The 19,923-nt window shown below is 65.6% G+C and carries 18 protein-coding genes; 6 read left to right on the top strand and 12 right to left on the bottom strand.

All coding sequences use genetic code 11. The features are described 5' to 3' along the window. Window positions 1-48: 48 nt before the first annotated feature. Window positions 49-1,992, bottom strand: a complete 1,944-nt coding sequence (gene dnaG / locus CO731_RS12710) for a DNA primase (RefSeq protein WP_108607410.1) — start codon at window positions 1,990-1,992, stop codon at window positions 49-51. Between the two features lie 313 nt (window positions 1,993-2,305). On the opposite strand from dnaG, the gene CO731_RS12705 reads away from it, so the two are divergent. From CO731_RS12705 to CO731_RS12695, 3 genes are all read left to right on the top strand, one after another. After that, the gene (locus tag CO731_RS12705; protein WP_108607408.1) at window positions 2,306-3,970 is read left to right on the top strand and encodes a Na/Pi cotransporter family protein; all 1,665 of its coding nucleotides are present in this window, start codon (window positions 2,306-2,308) and stop codon (window positions 3,968-3,970) included. Between the two features lie 361 nt (window positions 3,971-4,331). Next, entirely contained in the window at window positions 4,332-5,495 is a 1,164-nt protein-coding gene (locus CO731_RS12700; RefSeq protein WP_108607407.1) for an amidohydrolase, read from the top strand. 227 nt (window positions 5,496-5,722) lie between these two features. Beyond that, window positions 5,723-6,307 (top strand): glyoxalase superfamily protein, encoded by a 585-nt coding sequence (locus tag CO731_RS12695; RefSeq protein WP_245439767.1) that lies wholly within the window; start codon window positions 5,723-5,725, stop codon window positions 6,305-6,307. A 72-nt stretch (window positions 6,308-6,379) separates the two neighbouring features. On the opposite strand, the gene CO731_RS12690 is transcribed toward CO731_RS12695, so the two are convergent. Continuing rightward, window positions 6,380-6,829 (bottom strand): GatB/YqeY domain-containing protein, encoded by a 450-nt coding sequence (locus CO731_RS12690; protein WP_108609809.1) that lies wholly within the window; start codon window positions 6,827-6,829, stop codon window positions 6,380-6,382. Between the two features lie 289 nt (window positions 6,830-7,118). On the opposite strand from CO731_RS12690, the gene carA reads away from it, so the two are divergent. Further along, on the top strand, window positions 7,119-8,321 hold the full coding sequence (carA, locus tag CO731_RS12685) for a glutamine-hydrolyzing carbamoyl-phosphate synthase small subunit (protein WP_108607406.1): 1,203 nt from the start codon (window positions 7,119-7,121) through the stop codon (window positions 8,319-8,321). A 283-nt stretch (window positions 8,322-8,604) separates the two neighbouring features. Next, window positions 8,605-8,931, top strand: a complete 327-nt coding sequence (locus tag CO731_RS28750; RefSeq protein WP_159091631.1) for a PilZ domain-containing protein — start codon at window positions 8,605-8,607, stop codon at window positions 8,929-8,931. Between the two features lie 61 nt (window positions 8,932-8,992). Here the strand turns inward: CO731_RS28750 and CO731_RS12680 are convergent, their stop codons facing one another. From CO731_RS12680 to CO731_RS12640, 10 genes are all read right to left on the bottom strand, one after another. Next, window positions 8,993-10,243 (bottom strand): TCR/Tet family MFS transporter, encoded by a 1,251-nt coding sequence (locus CO731_RS12680; protein ID WP_108609808.1) that lies wholly within the window; start codon window positions 10,241-10,243, stop codon window positions 8,993-8,995. Between the two features lie 217 nt (window positions 10,244-10,460). Further along, on the bottom strand, window positions 10,461-11,378 hold the full coding sequence (locus CO731_RS12675) for an aldo/keto reductase (protein WP_108607404.1): 918 nt from the start codon (window positions 11,376-11,378) through the stop codon (window positions 10,461-10,463). Continuing rightward, window positions 11,378-12,283: a neutral zinc metallopeptidase gene (locus CO731_RS12670; protein ID WP_108607403.1), complete on the bottom strand. Its 906-nt coding sequence runs from the start codon at window positions 12,281-12,283 to the stop codon at window positions 11,378-11,380. The genes CO731_RS12675 and CO731_RS12670 overlap by 1 nt, the downstream gene beginning before the upstream one ends. Window positions 12,284-12,405: 122 nt before the next feature. After that, window positions 12,406-12,594, bottom strand: coding sequence for a hypothetical protein (locus tag CO731_RS12665; RefSeq protein ID WP_108607402.1), 189 nt, complete (start codon window positions 12,592-12,594; stop codon window positions 12,406-12,408). A 79-nt stretch (window positions 12,595-12,673) separates the two neighbouring features. Further along, window positions 12,674-13,363: a DUF418 domain-containing protein gene (locus CO731_RS29055; RefSeq protein ID WP_245439834.1), complete on the bottom strand. Its 690-nt coding sequence runs from the start codon at window positions 13,361-13,363 to the stop codon at window positions 12,674-12,676. Continuing rightward, on the bottom strand, window positions 13,249-13,872 hold the full coding sequence (locus CO731_RS29310; protein WP_245439765.1) for a hypothetical protein: 624 nt from the start codon (window positions 13,870-13,872) through the stop codon (window positions 13,249-13,251). Before CO731_RS29310 ends, CO731_RS29055 begins: the two co-directional genes overlap by 115 nt. A 5-nt stretch (window positions 13,873-13,877) precedes the next feature. Continuing rightward, entirely contained in the window at window positions 13,878-14,504 is a 627-nt protein-coding gene (locus CO731_RS12655; protein ID WP_108607401.1) for a TetR/AcrR family transcriptional regulator, read from the bottom strand. A gap of 103 nt (window positions 14,505-14,607) precedes the next feature. Then, on the bottom strand, window positions 14,608-17,169 hold the full coding sequence (locus tag CO731_RS12650; protein WP_108607400.1) for an AMP-binding protein: 2,562 nt from the start codon (window positions 17,167-17,169) through the stop codon (window positions 14,608-14,610). Between the two features lie 151 nt (window positions 17,170-17,320). Next, window positions 17,321-18,037, bottom strand: a complete 717-nt coding sequence (locus CO731_RS12645) for a class I SAM-dependent methyltransferase (protein WP_108607399.1) — start codon at window positions 18,035-18,037, stop codon at window positions 17,321-17,323. 75 nt (window positions 18,038-18,112) lie between these two features. After that, window positions 18,113-19,285 carry an MFS transporter gene (locus CO731_RS12640; protein WP_108607398.1) on the bottom strand — a complete coding sequence of 391 codons (1,173 nt, stop codon included), beginning with the start codon at window positions 19,283-19,285 and terminating at the stop codon, window positions 18,113-18,115. A 145-nt stretch (window positions 19,286-19,430) separates the two neighbouring features. Between CO731_RS12640 and CO731_RS12635 the strand changes: the two genes are divergently transcribed. Continuing rightward, window positions 19,431-19,772 carry a helix-turn-helix transcriptional regulator gene (locus CO731_RS12635; protein WP_108609807.1) on the top strand — a complete coding sequence of 114 codons (342 nt, stop codon included), beginning with the start codon at window positions 19,431-19,433 and terminating at the stop codon, window positions 19,770-19,772. The last annotated feature ends 151 nt before the right edge of the window (window positions 19,773-19,923 follow it).

Here is a 19,923-nt window from a genome sequence, read left to right as displayed (position 1 = left end):
ATTCGCGACAAAAAAGCGAATCAAATGCGGGATTATCGCAATCTCGCTCTAGTTCCGCCCGCCTCGGCCCGAGGACACCCCGAAGCCTTCGATAAGCGCCTCGGTGGCTTGCACGTCGTGAAACTGCGCCTGAATCTCCACCAGATGCCGATAATTCTCGTCGGTCGGATCGGTAGCCAGCGCCGCCTCGGCCTGTTTCAGTTCCTTATGTAAGGTGCGGGCGCTGCGGTGCAAGTGCAGCGCCTGGGCGAAGGCGTCGCGGGCATCTTCGATCGCCGCATCCTCGAGGGCCGTCCACTGTCGCGTCCGCCGCGCCAGCGCCACCGCCCGCTCCCACATCTCGGCGCAGCCGACCCGCCCGATAGCCGCCACCACCGCCTCGCGCGTGTTGGCTTCGCCATGCGCCATGGCATCGATCAGCACCGTATGCAGTTGCCTCAGTTCACCGTGGCTGAGATCGAGCTTTTCGACATGGTCGAAATTCTCGTCGATCAGCGCGGGATGGTTGACCAGCGCCACAACCAGGGCGGCCTCGCGCAACGGCATGATGCCGCCCGCCCGCTTGACCATCGCCGAGCGCGCCAGGCTTTCTGACACGGCAAACCGGCCGGCCGCCGCGCCCGCGCCGCCCTTGTTCCACTGGCCACGCTCGCCGCCCTTGCCGAACGAACCCTTGCCGCGCTCGCCCTGGCCTGGCTGCCTGCCGCGCTGGTTGCCGAAGAAACTCAGTACCCGTTCGCGCATCTCCTGCTGGTAGTGGTAGCGGACGCTTTCGTCCTTGATCCTGCCGGTCAGCTCGCGCAGCGTCTTTTCAAGCTCGGCGCGGCGCTCGGGCGTATCGAACACGCCGCCCGAAGTCTCGCGCATCCAGACCAGTTCGGACAACGGTCGCGCGGCGGTAAGTACCGCGCGAAACGCCTCCGGCCCCTCGGCCTTGACCAGGTCGTCGGGGTCCTTGCCCTCGGGCAGCAACGCAAAGCGCGCGGTATGCCCGGGCGCCACCAGCGGCAGCACCATGTCGGCGGCGCGATAGGCGGCCTTGAGGCCGGCCTTGTCGCCATCGAAGCACAGCACCGGCTCGCCCGACATGCGCCACAACAGTTCGAGCTGGTTTTCGGTCAACGCCGTGCCGAGCGGCGCCACCGCATTGTCGAAGCCGGCCTGGGCCAGCGCGATCACGTCCATGTAGCCTTCGACGGCGATGACCGCCCCGCCCTTCTGTAGCGCCTTGCGGGCGCGGGCGAAATTGTAGAGCACGTTGCCCTTGTGGAAGAGCTCGGTCTCCGGCGAGTTCAGATACTTGGCAGAGACCTCCGCCGACATGGCGCGGCCGCCAAAGGCGATGATGCGTCCGCGCGAATCGGGAATCGGGAACATGATGCGGTCGCGGAAGCGGTCGTAGGAGACCGGCACGTCTTCGAACACCGTCAGCCCGCAGGCTTCCATCTGCACTTTCTCGATGCCCTTGGACGCCAGGAACTCCTTGAGCGCATTGCGGCTGTCGGGCGCAAAACCGAGCCTGAACGTCTGCTGCGTCAAAGGCGTCAGTCCGCGGTCACGCAGATAGGCCCGGGCCCTTGCCCCGTCCGCACTCTGCAGCCGGTCCTCGAAGAATTTCGTCGCCAGCTCCATGACGTCGGTCAGACTGGCGCGTTCCTTCTCGCGCCGCTCCTCATGCGCGTCGCGCGCCGGCATCGGCACGCCGGCCATCTCGGCGATACGCTCGACCGCCTCGGGAAAGGTCATGCCGTCGAGGTCGGTCAGGAAGCGGAAATGATCGCCCGACACACCGCAGCCGAAGCAGTGGTAGCGGCCCTTGCGGTCCTCGCAGTGGAACGACGGTGACTTCTCGCCGTGGAACGGGCAACACGCCCAGAAATCGCCGCGCGGCGCGTTGGTCTTCTTGCGATCCCAGGTCACGCGCAGGCCCACCACGGCCGAAATCGGCACGCGGTCGCGTATCTCGCTCAAGAATCCGTCGGAAAAGCGCATCGGGCCCTGCTTGTTTGAAACTGATATAGGCGCTCGCTCCGTCGGACACGACTCCTATTCGCCGGCATGCCCGCTGTTCACAGGCCAATCGCAGCGACCATCCCAATAGCGTGCACGGAATGTCGCACGGGAACCCGAGGCTCCGCCGGACGTATCTCATATATGAGCAACTCAGATATCTTGCGAGCAGTGCACACGCGTGCAATATGGACGAAAAATATTATCCGGCTAATCTAATCGACATGGTTAAGATAGTGATTCGCATGCGCGTCCTGCCCTTCGCAGCCGCCCTAGACTTCAGCCGGTGCCGCCGATGAGCGGCTCCGTCGTCCTGCTCCACCTCGCCGGCGCGATAGCCTTGCTGCTGTTCGCCACGCGCATGGTGCGCACCGGCGTCGAACGCGCCTATGGCGACGTCCTACGCCACAAGCTGCGCAACACCATGCGCAACCCTATCCTGGCGGTATTGGCCGGCACGGCGCTCGCCATCGCCTTCCAGAGTTCGACCGCGGTCACCCTGCTCGTCGGCTCCTTCGCCGGGGCCGGCATCGTCAGCGGCATCGCCGGCCAGCTTGCCGTGCGCGGCGCTGAGATCGGCTCGGCGCTGGTCATCAAGATCCTGACCTTCGACCTGTCGCTGCTGGTGCCGATCTGCCTCGCCGCCGGAACCACCATGTTCCTGGCCACGGACCGCCGCAGCTGGCAGCAGACCGGCCGCATCCTCGTCGGCATCGGCCTTCTCGTGCTCTCGCTCGAAATGGTCGGCCAGGCCTCCGAGCCGCTGCGCGAAAGCAGGCTGCTGCCCGTCATCGTCGATTATTTCGCCAGCGATCCCATCACCGCCTACCTGCTGGCCGCCGTCGTCACCTGGCTGTTCCATTCCTCGATCGCCGCCGTGCTGTTGATCGTCACCCTTGCCGGCCGCGGCTTCGTGCCGCCCGAACTCGGAATCGTGCTGGTGCTCGGCGTCAATCTCGGCAGCTCGATCATCGCCCCCCTGCTCACCCGCAACGCCGAACCCGGCGTCCGTGTCGTCCCCATCGGCAATCTTCTGATGCGCGGCGCAGGCTCGCTCGTCATGCTGGTTGCCTTCCTCTGGGCCAAGCCGTCGGTCGCCTTCCTCGGCGCGACCGTGTCCGACCAGATCATCAACGCCCATATCCTGTTCAACTGCATCATCCTGGTCGCCGGTATCCCGCTCGCCAAGCTGGTCTACAGCGCCTCGGAAAAGATCGTCGCGCTGGGCACCAAGGCCGACCCGGCCAAGGACATGGCGCTTGCCGAACTCAGCGCGCTCAACGAGGCCGCGCTCGACACGCCGTCCCAGGCGCTGGCCAACGCCACGCGCGAAGTGGTCCGCGTGTGCGAAACCGTCGAGATCATGCTCCAGCGCATCATCGAGCTCTACGAGAAGCCCGAGGCCGACAAGATCGCAGCCCTTGCATCCCTCGACGATCGGGTCGACCGCAAGCATGCGGCGATCAAGCTCTACCTCGCCAAGGCCACCATCCGGCCGATGACCGAGGACGAGGCGCTGCGCTGCCAGGAACTGCTCGGCGCCTGCGTCAAGCTCGAGCAGGTCGGCGACATCATCGTCCGCAACATGCTCGCCCATGTGCAGAAGAAGCTCGACCGCGGCCTCGAATTCACCCCCGAGGGCTGGCGCGAACTGACCGCGTTCCACGCATCGGTGATGGCCAATGCGCGCCTTGCCTTCAACGTGCTGGTGTCGCGCGACGCCAACACTGCCCGCCAGCTCGTGCTCGAGAAGGACAGACTGCGCGACGTCGAGAAGCAGACCAGCCAGAGCCATTTCCTGCGCCTGCGCGACGGCACCATCAAGAGCGTCGAGACCAGTTCGATCCACCTCGACACCATCCGCGACCTCAAGCAGATCAACTCGCTGCTCGCCTCGATGGCCTATCCGGTGCTCGAAGAGCAGGGCCTGCTGCGCGGCTCGCGCCTCAAGGCGAGTTGAGCGGACTCAGACATCCCCTTCTCCCATTGTGGGGTGAGGAGTGGTGGCCGAAGGCCAGGAAAAGCCAACGATTTGGCTGTTCCAACGACGAGCGCCCAGAGCCATAGCGGAGGGCCGGGGTGCCCCGAAGGGGCGGATGAGGGGTGCTGGACGGAGTATGGTATTTCCAAACTCTCTTTGACGGCACGCATTCTCCACCCTCCCACTCCGCCCAGCACCCCTCATCCGTCTCGGCGCTACGCGCCGATCCACCTTCTCCCACAAAGGGAGAAGGCAAGCTCGCGCCCTGGCCCCACGGACAAGCCTTGCCTGCCACCGCCAATCCGAGTGAGGCTCTCCCTCCGAACCCGGGGATCAGCACATGGCCGCGCTCGACCAGAAAACCCTCATCGCCGAGATGACCGCATGGCGGCGCGACCTGCATGCCCATCCCGAATTCGGCTTCGAGGAGAAGCGCACCAGCGCCTTTGTCGCCCGAAAGCTCAGGGAATTCGGCATCGACGAGGTCGTCGAAGGTATCGGCGGCACCGGCGTCGTCGGCACGCTGCGCCGCGGAACCGGCAATCGAGCCATCGCGCTCAGGGCCGACATGGACGCCCTGCGCATCACCGAGCAGGCCAGCCACGGCCACGCCTCGCAAAATCCCGGCGTCATGCATGCCTGCGGCCATGACGGCCACACGGCGATGCTGTTGGGCGCAGCCAAGCTGCTTGCCGGCGACGGCGGCTTCGACGGCACCGTGCGCTTCGTCTTCCAGCCGGCGGAGGAATGGGGCAAGGGCGCGCTCGCCATGCTCGACGACGGCCTGATGAGCCGCTTCCCCTTCGACGAGATTTTTGGGCTGCACAACATGCCCGGCCTGCCGGTCGGCCATTTCGAGACCCGACCCGGGCCGATCATGTCGGCGGAGGACAATTTCAAGATCGTGCTGCGCGGTCTCGGCGGCCACGCCGCCCGCCCGCATGGCGGCCGCGAGGTGCTCGTCGCCGCCTGCGTGCTGGTCACCAACCTGCAAACCATCGTCTCGCGCCGGCTGAACCCGGCCGACATCTCCGTCGTCTCGGTCACCGAACTCATCACCGACGGCACCCGCAACGCCCTGCCCGGCTTGGCCCGCGTGCTCGGCGACGCCCGCAGCTTTCGCCCGGAGGTCAGCGCCGAAATCGAACGGCAGATGCGCATCATCGCCGAAGGCACGGCGCTGACCTACAATTGCAGCGCAGAGGTGGCCTACACCAGGGAGTTCGTACCGCTGATCAACGACGCCGATGCCACCGAGGCGGCGATCGCGGCAGCCCGCACCGTCTTTGAAACCGGCGCGGTCAACGGCCACGGCGAGATCGTCACTGCTTCCGAGGACTTCGCCCGCTTCCTCGATCATGTGCCCGGCTGTTTCGCTTGCATCGGCAATGGCGAAGCCTCGGCGCCGCTGCACAACCCGTCCTTCGATTTCAACGACGAAGCCCTGATCCACGGCGCGCGCTTCCACGCCGCCATCGTGCGCCAGCGCCTGCCGCAGGCGTGACCCTCACCTTCTCCCCTTGTGGGAGAAGGCAGGCCGCGCCGGCATCCTTGACGACATCGACCTTGCCCGAATCGGATTTGTTGGCGACACTCAAGCTGGCCGTGCAGCCTGCCGCTCGCTCCTTCCGGATTGGTGAATGCACCTCACCCTTGGTTTGACCCTCTTGGGTGGCCGTCGGCAATGCGAGCACTGGCGTTGTTTGTCACCCCTTCCAAGGGAACCAATCCATGCCGACGCTTGATCGCGTAAAGTCCATGGCCAAGGAACTGCGCAGCAGCCTGGCCGCACAAAACATCCACCTCTCGCACAGCGCCTGTCTCGAGATCGTCGCGCACCAATTCGGTTTTTGCGACTGGAACATGCTCAAGGCGCACTGCGACACCAAGTCCGAATTCCACGTCTCGATCGTGGTCGAGCACGGCTGCGAGGAAGAAGCGGCCGCGTTCTACCAGCGGGCTTTCGGCGCCGTTCGTGGCGGTGCCTACATGTTCGAGGGCGAGCCGATCTCCATAGACCTTCACATCGGGGATACGGCAATGCAAGTCGGAGGAGCCAACCCCCGCAGGGAACTGGAGCCGCACCGAGGCGGCCCCTTTTATCCCAAGGCCAAGGGCGCGGTCAGTACGGTCTTCATACTTGACGTCGCCAACGCTGAGATCGCCCTGCAAAGAGCGGTCAATGCGGGGGCGACCCAACGGGGAGAGCTGGATGTAGCGACCGACGGCCGACGCGGCGCCACGGTGTTCGATCCGTTCGGCCATATCTGGGCGCTCCAGGACAGGACGCCCCTCCGGCTTCGCCGCGCCGCCTGAACTCCCAAGAAAAAACGCCCCGACTGCATAACAGCCGGGGCGTCTTTGTTCATGCGGTTTGGCCGGCAAAGCCTACTGCAGCAGGTTCTTGACGATGCCGCTCGCCTTGCCGAAGTCCATCTGGCCGGGATAGCGCTCCTTGAGCGCATTCATGCAGCGCCCCATGTCGCGCAGGCCGTCGGCACCGACCTCGGCGATCACCTTCTGCGCCGCGTCGCGCACCGCCCCCTCCTCCATCTGCTTGGGCAGGAAGTCGGTGATGATGGTGATTTCGTCGCGCTCCTGCGCGGCGAGCTCCAGCCGTGAGCCTTCCTCGAAGGCCTTGGCCGATTCCTGCCGCTGCTTGACCATCTTGGTCAGGATCTGCAGGATTTCCTCGTCCGACACCGGGTCCTTGCCGGCGCCGCGATGGGCGATGTCGCGGTCCTGGATTGCGGCCTGGATCAGCCGCAGCGTCGAGGTACGGCGCTTGTCGCCGGCTTTCAATGCAGTCTTCAGCGCCTCGGCGAGCATCTCGCGCATGGCCATTACTCCTGAACGTGTCGCAAACAATAGCGCCGACCTGCCACAGTGGCAAACCGAATGACAATGGCCAACTTCCTGTTTTCATTAGGAAAAATAATTAGCCACGAATCCCGGACCGGTCATTGACCACCCGCCGGCCTTCGCTTATTGTCCGCGCCTTGCAAGGACTAGTTTGTTTTGTGCACGGGGCCCGCCTGACGGTGGTCGTCCGTGCTTTTCGCTGCGCGATATGGCCTCTCCCGAGCCATTTTTCAAGTCGCGGCGCCCGTTACGCAGGAGCATCGCCATGGCCTCAGAGACCGCCCCCTGGGCAACCGAAGTGCCGACCGCCGTTCTGGTTCTGGCCGACGGCACGGTCATTACGGGCCGAGGCCTCGGCGCCACAGGCGCTGCCGTCGCCGAAGTCTGCTTCAACACCGCACTGACCGGCTACCAGGAGGTTCTCACCGATCCCTCCTATGCCAGCCAGATCGTCACCTTCACCTTTCCCCATATCGGCAACATCGGCACCAATGACGAGGACATCGAGGACCTCAACCCGGCGGCCCGCTTCGGTGCTGTCGGTGCGGTGTTCAAGGCCGATGTCACCAACCCGTCGAGCTATCGTGCCGCCGGTCACCTCGACCAGTGGCTGAAGCGCCGCGGCATCGTTGCCATGTCCGGCGTAGACACCCGCGCGCTAACCGCGCTGATCCGCGAAAAAGGCATGCCCAATGCCGTCATCGCGCATGCGCCCGACGGCAAGTTCGACATCGACCACCTCAAGGCCCAGGCCCGTGCCTGGTCCGGCCTCGTCGGCCTCGACCTCGCCAAGGAGGTCACGTCGGGCCAGTCGTCGTCGTGGACCGAGACGCCCTGGGTCTGGAACGAGGGTTATGGCGAGCGCAACGAGGCCACCATGCACGTCGTCGCCATCGACTACGGCGTCAAGCGCAACATCCTGCGCCTGCTCGCCGGCCTCGGCGCCAAGGTCACGGTGGTTCCTGCCAAGACCTCGGCCGAAGACATCCTGGCGATGAAGCCGGATGGCATCTTCCTGTCCAACGGCCCCGGCGATCCCGCCGCGACAGGCGAATATTCGGTGCCCGTCATCAAGGACCTGCTCAAGACCGAACTGCCGGTCTTCGGCATCTGCCTCGGCCACCAGATGCTGGCCCTTGCCCTCGGCGGCAAGACCGCAAAGATGCACCAGGGCCACCACGGCGCCAACCATCCGGTCAAGGACCACACCACCGGCAAGGTCGAGATCGTCTCGATGAACCACGGCTTTGCGGTCGACGCCGGGTCGCTGCCGCAAGGCGTGGAAGAAACCCACGTCTCGCTGTTCGACGGCTCCAACTGCGGCATCGCACTCACCGGCCGGCCGGTGTTTTCGGTCCAGCACCATCCCGAGGCCTCGCCCGGCCCGCAGGATTCGCACTACCTCTTCCGCCGCTTCGCCAACCTGATCCGCGAACGCCAGGGCGAGCCCGCTCTCGCCGAGCGCTGATCGCTGCATCCGACTGAAACGGGAAAGGCCGCCTTGGGGCGGCCTTTTTTGTTGCCCGAGCAACTCGACCCGCCACAAGAGCTGCGACGCACTGGCGTGTGCTTCGCCACGCCCAGCTTTCGGTCAAGCTCGCGCCTAGTTTCGCCCGGCAGCGCAACGATGCCGAGCCTGAGATCGACAAGTAGAGACCGTTCACAAAGAGGCAATATTGTCAGTTCGCGTCTTCAGTACTTGGCGCACAACTTAGACAAGCACGCCATCCTCTTTGAGGCTGGCACGCTTCGTGCATGACGACTACGACTTAACTGAAGAAACGGGGGTAGTCATGGCATATGTGATAGATCTCAATACGCGTGAACAGCTAGAACAACGCAAGGAAGGCCGCCGCCGCACGCTTAAGGGAGCCAAGCTCTCGTTTTACGGCGGCTATTGCTCCTTCGAGGGGATTGTTCGCAACCAGTCCCAAAATGGCGCAAGGTTGGATTTTGACGACACAACAGGTGTCCCGCCAGAGTTCAATCTGGCGATTGCCGGTGAGGCGACGAAACGAACGGCACGCGTGTGCTGGTATTCACCGACATCGGTAGGTGTGCGCTTCATGGAACAATAGCGGTGGCTTCCTGCTGGCCTGACGGCCAATCGGGCCTCGCCTGACTTGGCGAGACGCCCGGCTATGAGGTTGTCGTCACGGCCGCTTGCTCGGTCGTGGCCGGCCTTTCGACCTTGAGCAAGAACACCAACAGCGACAGCGACAGGAAAACCCCACCCAGCACATAGGGCGCGCCGGCGAATGAAACCGGGGCGTCCGGCCCGGTGAACCAGGCGAAGATCCCGGTATAGAGCAGCGGCGTGATGATGCTGGTGATCGAAAACAGGCTGGTCATCGCACCTTGCAACTCGCCTTGCGCCGATGGCGGCACCTTGGCGGCCGAGAGGCTCCGCAGCGGCGGGTCGGCCAGCGCCTCGAGGCAGGTCGCCACGATCACCGCATAGACCAGCCAGCCCTCCCATGCCGCGGCATAGCCGAAGGCGGCAACCGTCGTGAACGCCAGGCCCACCGCCGCCGTGCGCCACTCGCCGAGCAGCGGTATGGCGCGCGGCAGCACCAGCGCCATGACAAGCGCACCGCCGATGCCGAACACGCCGAGCGAGAAGCCGATCTGCTGCTCACTCCAGCCGTAGCGGTAGCTGCCTACGAACGACCACACCGCCGGATACATCATGTGGCCCAGCGTCATCAGGAAGAACACCATGCCGATCCAGCCGATGCCCTTGTAGTTGCGCATCTGCTTGAGCGCCCCGAGCGGGTTGGCGCGCTTGAGCTCAAACTTGCGGCGGTTCTCTTTGGTCAGCGTCTCCGGCAGGAAGAAGAAGGCGACGACGAAGTTCAGTAAGGCAAGACCGGCGGCAAAGAAGAACGGCACGCGCGGTCCGAACCCGCCCAGCAGGCCGCCGAGCACCGGCCCGATCACGAAACCGACGCCGAAGGCGATGCCGAGCAGGCCGAAATTCTTCGCCCTGTTCTCGTCGGTCGAGACGTCGGCGATGAAGGCCGAGGCCGTCGAATAGCTGGCGCCGCTGATGCCGGCCAGCACGCGGCCGATGAACAGCATCGAATACGACCAGGCGATGGCGCAGATCAGATTGTCGATGGCGAAGGTCAGCACCGAGGCGAGCAGAATCGGCCGGCGGCCGAAACGATCGCTCAGATTGCCCATCAGCGGCGCAAACAGGAACTGCATCGCCGCATAGACGAAGAACAGCCAGCCGCCCTCGATCGCCGCGGCACTGACGCCGACGCCGGTCAGTTCCTGCAGGAAGGCCGGCAACACCGGCATGATGATGCCGAAGCCGATGACGTCGAGCAGCAGCGTCGTAAAGACGAGCGCAAGGCCCCTTCTGGCAGTCTTTTCGTCAACCATGTCGAAACCCACCTGGCACAAATTCGCGCATCGGCGATGCCGGTGATGCGCGGCTTCAAGCTGTCGCAGCATGTCTTATTACGGCTGCGTCGAAGGCAGCAGCCGGCATCGAACCGCCGGGGGCAGTGCGGAACGTCGCTTATATCAGCGGCAACGATCAGGAACAATACGTGAACACATCAAAATGTCTGAAGCGTCTTGGGGCACGGACGGAACGTTACGGGACCGCCCTGCCCTCGCTCGCTTCGAGGATCGAAAACCATTGCTGGCGTTCGAGCGTGACCTCGAGCGCGCGCACGAGCTGCGCCAGCCGCTCCGGCTTCATCGTGCCGAGCACGGGAACGAGTCGCGCCGGATGGCGCAGCAGCCAGGCGATGGCGACGGTCGCAACTTCATGGGCGCCGGTCTCCGCCGCCACCAGGCTCAGCGCCGCCCGCACCTTGTGCTCGCGCTGGCCGTCGCCGGTAAACAGCGACCCGCCACCGAGCGGCGACCAGATCATCGGGGCGTAGCGCTGCCTTTGCGCGTGGTCGAAACGGCCGTCCGTCAGCGCCGAGGTCTCGAGCACCGAATGCTCGACCTGGTTGGTGACGACAGGAAACGGCAGCCGCGACGCCAGAAGGTCGAACTGCGCCACCGTGAAATTCGAGACGCCGACGGCGCGCACCTTGCCCGCCTTCACCACCCGCTCCAGCCCCGCCGCCGTCTCGTCGGCATCCATCAGCGGGTCGGGCCGGTGGATCAGCAGCAGGTCGAGATAATCAGTGCCGAGGTTTTTCAGCGACCGGTCGACCGACGCCGCGACATGGGCAGCACCGGTGTCATAGTGCTTCAGCCGGTTTGCCGGCCGCTGCGGCGATTTCAGCATGATGCCGCATTTGCTGATCAGCTCGATGCTGTCGCGCCGACCCTTCCAGCGCGCAAGCCCGGCGCCGAAGGCCTCCTCGACCTCGTAGCCGCCATAGATGTCGGCGTGGTCGAAGCTGGTCAGGCCGAGATCGATCACCGTATCGATGAGCCGCGCCACGGCCTCGGCGCTGGGCCTTTGTCCGTCAAGCAAGCGCCAGGCGCCGAACACCAGCCGCGACAGCGACGGGCCGCCCGGCACCAGTTCGATGCGCTTGTCCGAAGCCATCAGATCGGATTGTTGAACGTATCGCAGGACGACAGCTTGCCGCTCTTGAAGCCGGCGGCAAACCAGCGCTGGCGCTGGTCGGAGGTGCCGTGGTTGAAGCTTTCCGGCACGACATAGCCCTGCATGCGCTTCTGCAGCGTGTCGTCGCCGATCTGCTGCGCGGCGTTGAGCGCCTCCTGGATGTCACCCTCTTCGAGCAGCCCCTTCTGGGCGGTGTAGTGGCCCCAGACGCCGGCGAAGCAGTCGGCCTGCAGCTCGACGCGCATCGACATCTGGTTGGCGTCGGCCTCGCTCATGCGCTGCCGCATCTGGTTGAACTTGGGCAGGATGCCGGTCAGGTTCTGCACGTGGTGGCCGACCTCGTGGGCAATCACATAGGCCTGGGCGAAGTCGCCGGCGGCGCCGAACTGCTTGGCCAACTGGTTGAAGAACGAGGTGTCGAGATAAACCTTCTTGTCGCCGGGGCAATAGAACGGCCCCGAGGCCGACGAGGCGTAGCCGCAGGCCGACGAGACCTGGCCCGAAAACAGCAGCAGCTTGGGCTCCTCGTATTTCAGCCCCTCGGCCTGGAAGATGCCGTTCCAGGTGTCTTCGGTCTCGGCCAGCACGGTCGAGACGAACTGGGTCATCTCGTCGTTTGCCGGCGCGCCGCCTTCGGTCACCTGGCCGCCGCCCGGCGAGCCGTCGCCGCCGGCCAGGATCTGCATCGGGTCGATGCCGCAGGCGCGCAGCGCAAAGAACAGCACGACGAGAATGATGATGCCGGAAAGTCCACCGCCGCCGCCGATGCGCGGTCCGATCGGCAGGCGTCCGCTGCCGCGGCCGAAGCCACCGCCCAGCCCGCCGCCGCCCTGGCCGCGCGCATCCTGGACATTGTCACTCTGGCGACGGCCTCTCCAACGCATGGGCATATCCCTCAATGTTCGTCGTCGCGGGCTTGGCTCCGCTCAGGGAGACAATTAGCCCAACGCTTGATTCAAGTCACAGGGTTTTTGGTTGTGCCACCCGGGCGCGCAACCGCTGGCGGTCAGCTCTTCTGCTTGGTGCCGGCGCTCTTGCCGTCCGAGCTTTTCGAGCGCTCCTCGAAGCGCTTCTCGCCCTTCTTGAAGTCCTGGCCGGTCTTGGCCTCGACCTTGCGCTCTTCCCTGGCCGCTGCTTGGCGCAGGCCCTTGGCGGCTGCCTTGCCCTTCGGCGTCGGGGCTTGTGTGATGGCCATTGTCGCTTCCTCCCGGGCGCCGGTCCTAGCTGGCGCTCAGGCTAACGCAGGCGGGCCGCGCTTGTTCCCGCCGGGTTCGTCATTGCCGGACGGGCGCCGCGTCCCTGCGCCATCGCGGCCAGGCCGCGACGGTCACCGCGCGCAGCAGCCATTCCAGCGGGCCATAGGCGAAACGGCCCATCCACCAACGGCTGAGCGCCAGCTGCCCGGCGAAGATCGCAACGGCGATCAGTTGCGCGCCCAAAGGCGGCACCTCCCCCATCAGCCTGAGTCCATAGGCATAAAACAGCACCGAACAGACCAGCGACTGGAACAGGTAGTTGGACAAGGCCATGCGCCCGGCCGGCGCCAGCATTTCGGGCAGGCGCCTGAACCGCTGGAAGGCCAGCATCGCCAGCGCCACATAGGCCCCGGTCAGCAGCGGTGCGGTCAGCAGGCCGACCGCCAGCCCGGGCAGTTCCCAGCCGGTGCCGATCCCGTAGACCGAAGTCCAGCCGTAGAACGCCGCGCCGGCAAGACCGACGGTCATGCCGGCACCGAGCAGGCGGCGCAGCAACGGCTGATAGTCGTCGAGCTGCACGAACAGCTGACGCTTGCCGGCGACGAGGCCGACCAGGAACATCGCCAGCGCGCATGGCCCCTGCATCAGGCCGATCACCACCCAGACATTGCCGAGTTCGGCGAGGTGCTGGGCGATGACGCTGCCCGGCGTGCCGAGATAGGCCGACTTTGCCGCCTCGCCTTCGGCCAGCAACGCCGCTGCATCCAGCGGCATCGGATCCAGTGTCGCCAGTGCGCCGAGCGCTGCCCAGCCCAATGCCGTGACGACGACCAGCCAGAAGGCGAGCCGAAGCGCGGTCTTCTCCTCGATGTTGCGCAGCACGAGCAGCACCTGCCCAGCACCGCATAGGTCGTCAGGATGTCGCCGTGGAACAGCAGCACCGCATGCGCCAGCCCGATGACCCACAGCCCGGCCTGGCGCCGCAGCAGGCGCGGCACGAAAGCCTCGCCGGCGCGCTCTGCCGAGGCCATCTGCAGCGTGAAGCTGTAGCCGAACAGGAACGAGAACAGCAGGTAGAACTTGGTCTCGAACAGGAAGGCGACGATGAACCGCACCGCCTGGTCGAGCGGCGCGGCAAATGCCGGATCGGCAACGCCGAGCCCGTAATAAGGCGAGGAGAATGCCGTGATGTTGACCACCAATATGCCGAACAGCGCAAAGCCGCGCAGCGCATCGACATTGGTGATCCGCTCTTGTTGAACCGATTTCGCAGTCATTGCTCTCATGCCCCCGCCGTCACGGTCGAGGCATCCGCCTGCGGCCGCAGGAAGCGCCCCAGCAGGACGCGCATCGTTGCGTGCTGGTTCTTGGGCTTGAACTCGCCATCGACCGCGACGCGGCTGAAGATGCCGTCGATCAGCGCCGCCACCCAGGTCGCCGCATCGGCCATGTCGAGCGTGGCGTCGGCCTGTCCGCGCGCCGCCGCCTCGGCCAGCAGGCCTTGCAGCGCCGAGCGCAATTCGCGGTCATTGCGGCCCACGCGCATGGCGATCGCCGGGTCCCGCCCCGCTTCGGCGGCGATCTCCAGCGCCAGAGACGAGAACTCGGCATCGGCAGCCAATTCCAGCACCAGGTCCATGAAATCGAGCAGCGCGGCATGGAGGTCGTCGCGCGCACCCAACGTCTGGAAGAATGCCGCCGTCTCCTCGCCTTCCTGGTCGACGATCGCGCCGATGATCTCCTGCTTGTTGGGGAAATAGTGGAACAGATTGCCCGGGCTCATACCGACCGCCGCGCAGATCTCGGCGGTGCTGGTCTGGTGGAAACCCTTCCTGGCGAAGCAGGTCCTTGCCGCATCGAGGATCGCCTGCCGCCTGGCGGCGTGCTTTTCAGGATCGACCTTCCGCATCGGTTCACTCGCTTCATTAATTAATAGACTAGTCGATCTATTAATTGCCAAGCCCCGTGCAGTCAACCGGGTGCGGCGGCAGCAGGATGCGGAAAGGGAAAAGCTACTCCGCCGGCGCGGCGTGTGCCCCCAGCGGAGCATCGGCCCGCGGGCTACGTCGGTCCGCCAGCCAGGCGGCGAGCGCCTTTTGGGCATGGAATGCCGCGATCCCCGTCAGGATGCCGATTGCCACGCTCAGCGCGGTCGCCACCGGCCACGAGATCAGCGGCTTGACGTGTGGCGCCAACAGCTCCGGCAGCAGGCGATGGAACAGGTAGATGTGATAGCCCGCAGCAGCCACTGGCAGGGCGACGGCGGCGAGTTGCTTCGGCACGGCCACGCGCGGCATGTAGAGCAGCACGGTCACGCAGGCCAGTTGCAGCATGAACTTGACCCAGGACCCGGTCCAGTTGCCGCCCCAATACGCCATGACGGGAAACGCCAGCGTCGCAGCCGCCAGCACCAGCAGGCGCTGCCGCGCTGTTCGGGCGTGGAACACGCACCAGCCGAAGGCAGCGAGATAGAACACGTCCGACACGGTGAAGATCTGCACCGCCCCGACCGCCCAGACCTTGGGCGCCAGGAACTTGATCGCCACCGCCACGACGAGCGCCGCCATGCCGACGCCGAAGGGATTCTTGGCCACCCGCCGTCGCACAGCCGGCAGCGAGAACAGCCCGGCGACGATCAGCATGACCTGCGCGTAGGCCTCAACGAACCAGTAGAGATGGGGCAGCATGTGCTTGGGATCGAAAATGCCGAGATTGCCGACCAGGAAGACCGACGGCCACAGTACCTCGCCGCGCGCGTTCGAATATGCGGCGACGATCGGCGCATAGACGGCCAGGTTTGCGGCCAGCGTCCTGAGCAGCCGCGTCGTCTCCCCGCGCATCAGGGCTGCGCCATGGAAACGCGCCAGCCCGTAGCCTACCAGCATCACCAGCGCCGCAGCCCCGCCGGGGATGGGCCACAGCGTGGCATGGTGGAGCACGACGAGCAGGATCGCCATTGCCCGCATCAGGAGATCGGAATCGACCACGCGCAAACCGCTGGTCTGGCGCCCGAGCCTTGCCAGCGTGCCCACAGGCATCTTCTCCCAGCCCTCGGGGATACGTCCCAGCTTGCGCTCGAGCGTCAGCGACAGCTGCACGAACAACAGCGAGTCGCCCCCCAGCGCCTCGAAGCTGTCGGCCGGCGTCACCTTGCGCGGATAGAAGGCCCGGCTGAACGCCTCGACAATGCCGGGGTCGGTTTTCCCCGCCTGTCGTGCGCGCTGCGCCACCGCCGGATAGTCGACCTTGCCCGATGCCAGCCGCGGCAGGGCTTCGACCGCCACCGCCTCGACATGCAGCGGCGTCAGGCCGCTCGCCGCGATCATCAGATTGCAGACGTCCTCGGGCGCCTCGCCGGAAGAATAGGCCGCCACCAGCCGCCGGTCACAGCCCGTCACAGCCGCCACGATGCCACGCTGCGCCAGCGCATGCTCCACCGCCTCGTGGCTGATCCTGAGGCCGGCGATCTTCGACATGCGCTTGAGCCGCCCGACGACGCGGAAGAAGCCGTTCTCACAGCGTTCGGCGACATCGCCGGTGCGCAATTCTTCCAGTTCCGCGCCTTGTGCCAGATCGGCCCGGCTCTCGGCATAGCCCATCATCACGTTCGGGCCGCGATAGACGAGTTCGCCCGCAGCACCCGATCCCTCGATCCGCGAGCCATCGTCGCCGACCAGCATCAGTTCGCCGCCTGGAATGGCAACGCCGATGCTGTCGAGGTTCGCCGCAAGCGCCTCCGGCGGCACATAAGCGATGCGGGCAGTCGCTTCCGTCTGGCCGTACATCAGAAAAAGGCGGCGGCCGTCTTGCTCGAGCTTGCGCCGAAAAGTGTCGCCAAGCCCGGCGGGAATGCGCCCGCCCGCCACTGTCATGAAACGCAGCGACGGCAGTTCCTCGGGCTGGAACCCGGTCTTTTCCATCAGTTCGTAGGAATAGGGCACGCCGCTGATGTTGGTCACCTCGGCGGCGTGCAGATCGTCGGCAAATCCCTTGTCCGCCACGCCCTTGGCCGAGACGAACACGCTGGCACCGACAGCCAGGTGCGAGTTGAGCACCGACAGGCCGTAGGAGTAGTGGAACGGCAGGAGCAGTGCCGCCCGGTCGTCCGCCGCTAGCCCCAGATAAGAAGCGATAGCGTCGGCATTGCTGTCGATGTTCTTGCGCGACAGCCTGACGAAGCGGCTCTTGCCGGTGCTGCCCGACGTCGCCAGCAGCACGGCGAGGTCCCCGTGCAATGCCTCTCCTGCCCCCTCGTGCTCGACCACGCGCCAGCGCCCGTCGAACAGCCGCACGCTCGCGTCGGGGCGGAAGTCTTCTTCGAAGTCGGCAAAGGCCCTGGCATCACCCGGCGCCAGCAGCGCCACGGCATGGTCCCCGGCGCGTGCCGCGAGATAGGCTGTGATGGCGTGTTCGGAGTTCGCCGCCTCGATGGCCACCAGTTTCCGGCCGTTGCCGAAACTTGCGGCCATCGAGGCTGCGCAGCGTGCCAGCTCGGCATAGCTGATGGCGGGGCGACCCGGGAAAATCAGGGCGGGACGGTCGCCATGCGTCGCCAGTTTCTGCAGGAATTCCATTCTTCGCTCGCCCCGCCGCTTCCGATGCAGCCACCTGAACGCGCGAGCCGATAGCCTTATTCCTGATAATTTGCATCAAGAAAATGCGAGACCTCTAATATGTGCCGGCTGACCGCCCTTAACGGACCGGTGTCAGGCGACCGTTGCGACCTCAGGCCAGGATGCGCGCCTTAAGCCACAGGAACAGCGGGATGCGCGACCACTGGCGCAATTGGTCTGTATCAGCTGTGTCGGGAGTGGGCTCACGCAGCGCCGTGATTGCCAGTCCCGCAGCCTCGAACGCTGCCATGTAGTCTTCGAGCGGCTGCGACCAGCCGGCAAACTGCATCGTCAGGCCGTCACGCTGCTCCTCGCCCTCGAAATACTCCCGGCCGTAATAGCTGCCGTCGATGACGAACGGCGCGTCCGCCTCACGCCCGGCAAAGCGGCCGCGGTCGCGGAACGGGTGAACCAGCGACACGAACAGCGTCCCGTCCGGCTTCAAGACGCGGCGGATTTCGCGCGCCGCTGCCGGCACGTCCTGGACGTCCATCAGCACGTTGTGGGCCATCACCAGGTCGAACGAGCCGTCCTCGAAAGGCAGGTCGCCGACACCGGCGACACGATAGTCGTCGGCCGACTTGGCCTCACGGGCCGCTTCCACCATGGCGGCGACGGCATCGGTCGCAGCCACATGGTAGCCGAGCGCCTTGAGTTCGCTCGACACGCGGCCCTCGCCGCAACCAACCTCCAGCGCGCGGCCAGATCCCTTGCCGATGAAATCCACGAGTCCCTTCCGATAGGCCCAGAAAGCGTCATGTCCCGGCGCGCGGGCCCACGCGATCCATTGCTCGGCCACGTCGGTCCAGTGCTTTTCGTCCTGTTTCATCGCAGCCTCGCTCGCTTAGAAGGCAGCGCTTATGCCACCCGAGACGGCGAGCACCCACGGCCACCGGCGCGCAAATCACCGTGCCACCGCGAGCCCAGCCGAACGGCGTGACAGTGCCAGTACGGCCAGCGCCACCAGCGGGAAGGCCGCCGCGACAAGACCGAGATCCGAGGGCGCGGCGAACTCCAGCACCCGCCCGCCGATGACGGTGCCGAAGGCGATGCCGAAATAGAGCGCCGAAGCGTTGAGCGACAGCGTCAGATGCGCGAGCTCGGGTGCGAAACCGACGATGCGGCTCGCCTGCGCCGGCGGGAAGGCCCAGCCGATGATACCCCACGGCACCATCAGGCCGATCAGCACCGGCCCGGCGATGTGATGCGGCAACAGCTTCAGCGTCAGCGCGATCGCCAGGCAGAAACCCGACGACATCAAGAGCGACAGCACCACCATGCGCGTCGCCCCGATCCGGTCGGCGAGGTAGCCGCTCGATAAATTGCCGATGACCGCACCCGCGCCGAAGGCCAGCAGCATGCCCGGCAGGGCGATGGCCGGCAGCCCCGCCCCCTCCAGCGCCAGTGGCGCGATATAGGAGATGACGGTGAAACCACCGGCGAGATAAAGCAGCGTCACCAGCAACGACGGCAGGATTCCTGGCCTGGCGACGGCGGTGAATCGCTCGCGAAGCGTCAGCTTGATGCCGCGCGAACCCCTAGGCAACCGCACCCACAAGATCGCCGCGCAGGATATGCTGAGCAGCGCAATCGCCACGAAGGTGCCGCGCCAGCCCCACATCGTCGCGATCAGCGAGCCTACCGGCGCGCCGAGCGCCACCGCAAACGTCGTGCCGCCGACGACGACGGCAATGGCGCGCGCCCGATGTTCGGGCCCAGCCAGCGACACCGCGGTCGCCTGCGCGGTGGCCGCATAGAGCCCGGCCGCCATGCCCATCACGATCTGCGCCACTAGCAGCCCGCCGAAGGACGAACTCGTCGCCGCAATGATGTTGCCGGCGACGAACACCAGCATCGTTGCCGCCAGCACGCGGCGGCGGTCGATCTCGCCTGCCAGCGCCGACAGGACGGGAGCGCCGACGGCATAGGCAAGCGAAAACGCCATGATCAGGTAACCTGCGAAGGGCACCGAGACATGGGCGTCGCCGGCGATCGCCGGCAGAAGGCTGGAGAACACGAAGCCGACTGTGCTCATCGCAAACGAGCCGACCGCCAGCCAGATAAAGCGCTTGTCCATGACGCTGTCCTTAGTTCAAAATATGTTGAACTATTGAACTTGTCGCTGCGTCATGTCAATCTGCTTCGAACGCGCTCCTGCCATCGTGGTGTCGGCAGGCCGCGCAAACCTTGAACCGACCGGACAGCGCCGCTACCTTCGAACCATGTCATTGCCGCACCCCAATCCCGACCAGATCAGCCTCGCCAACGTGCTTGCCGTGCTCGGCGACCAGACCCGGCTCGCCATCGTCGGCTATCTCGCCCGCAACGAAGGCGTGGCGATGAGCTGCGGCCAGTTCCTCGATTTCGGCTCCAAGACCAATCTCAGCTACCACCTCGCCAAGCTGCGCGAGGCCGGTATCACCCGCACCGAGGTTTCCGGCACCAGCCGGCTGATCTCGCTGCGCCGCGACGACCTCGACAGCCGCTTCCCCGGCCTGCTCGATTCGATCGTCACCGCCGCCCGCGGCCTGCCCCAGTTGGAGCGGCTCAGGGAAGATAGCTGAACCTCCAAAGTTCGAAGCGGACACGCACCGGCCGCACCTCGAAGCGCCCTCGCACGACGAACCGCGCGCACCGGAGTCATTCTTGCCTGTCTACAATGGCTTAAATGCTATTTTCGGGGTTCCCCCCTCCCCGTCCTTCCCCTATAAGGCG

The organism is Aminobacter sp. MSH1 (assembly GCF_003071665.1).
GTDB classification, from domain to species: Bacteria; Pseudomonadota; Alphaproteobacteria; order Rhizobiales; family Rhizobiaceae; genus Aminobacter; species Aminobacter niigataensis.
Note: the sequence above shows the minus strand (reverse complement) of the source record. Positions and strands in the feature narration are given on the sequence as shown.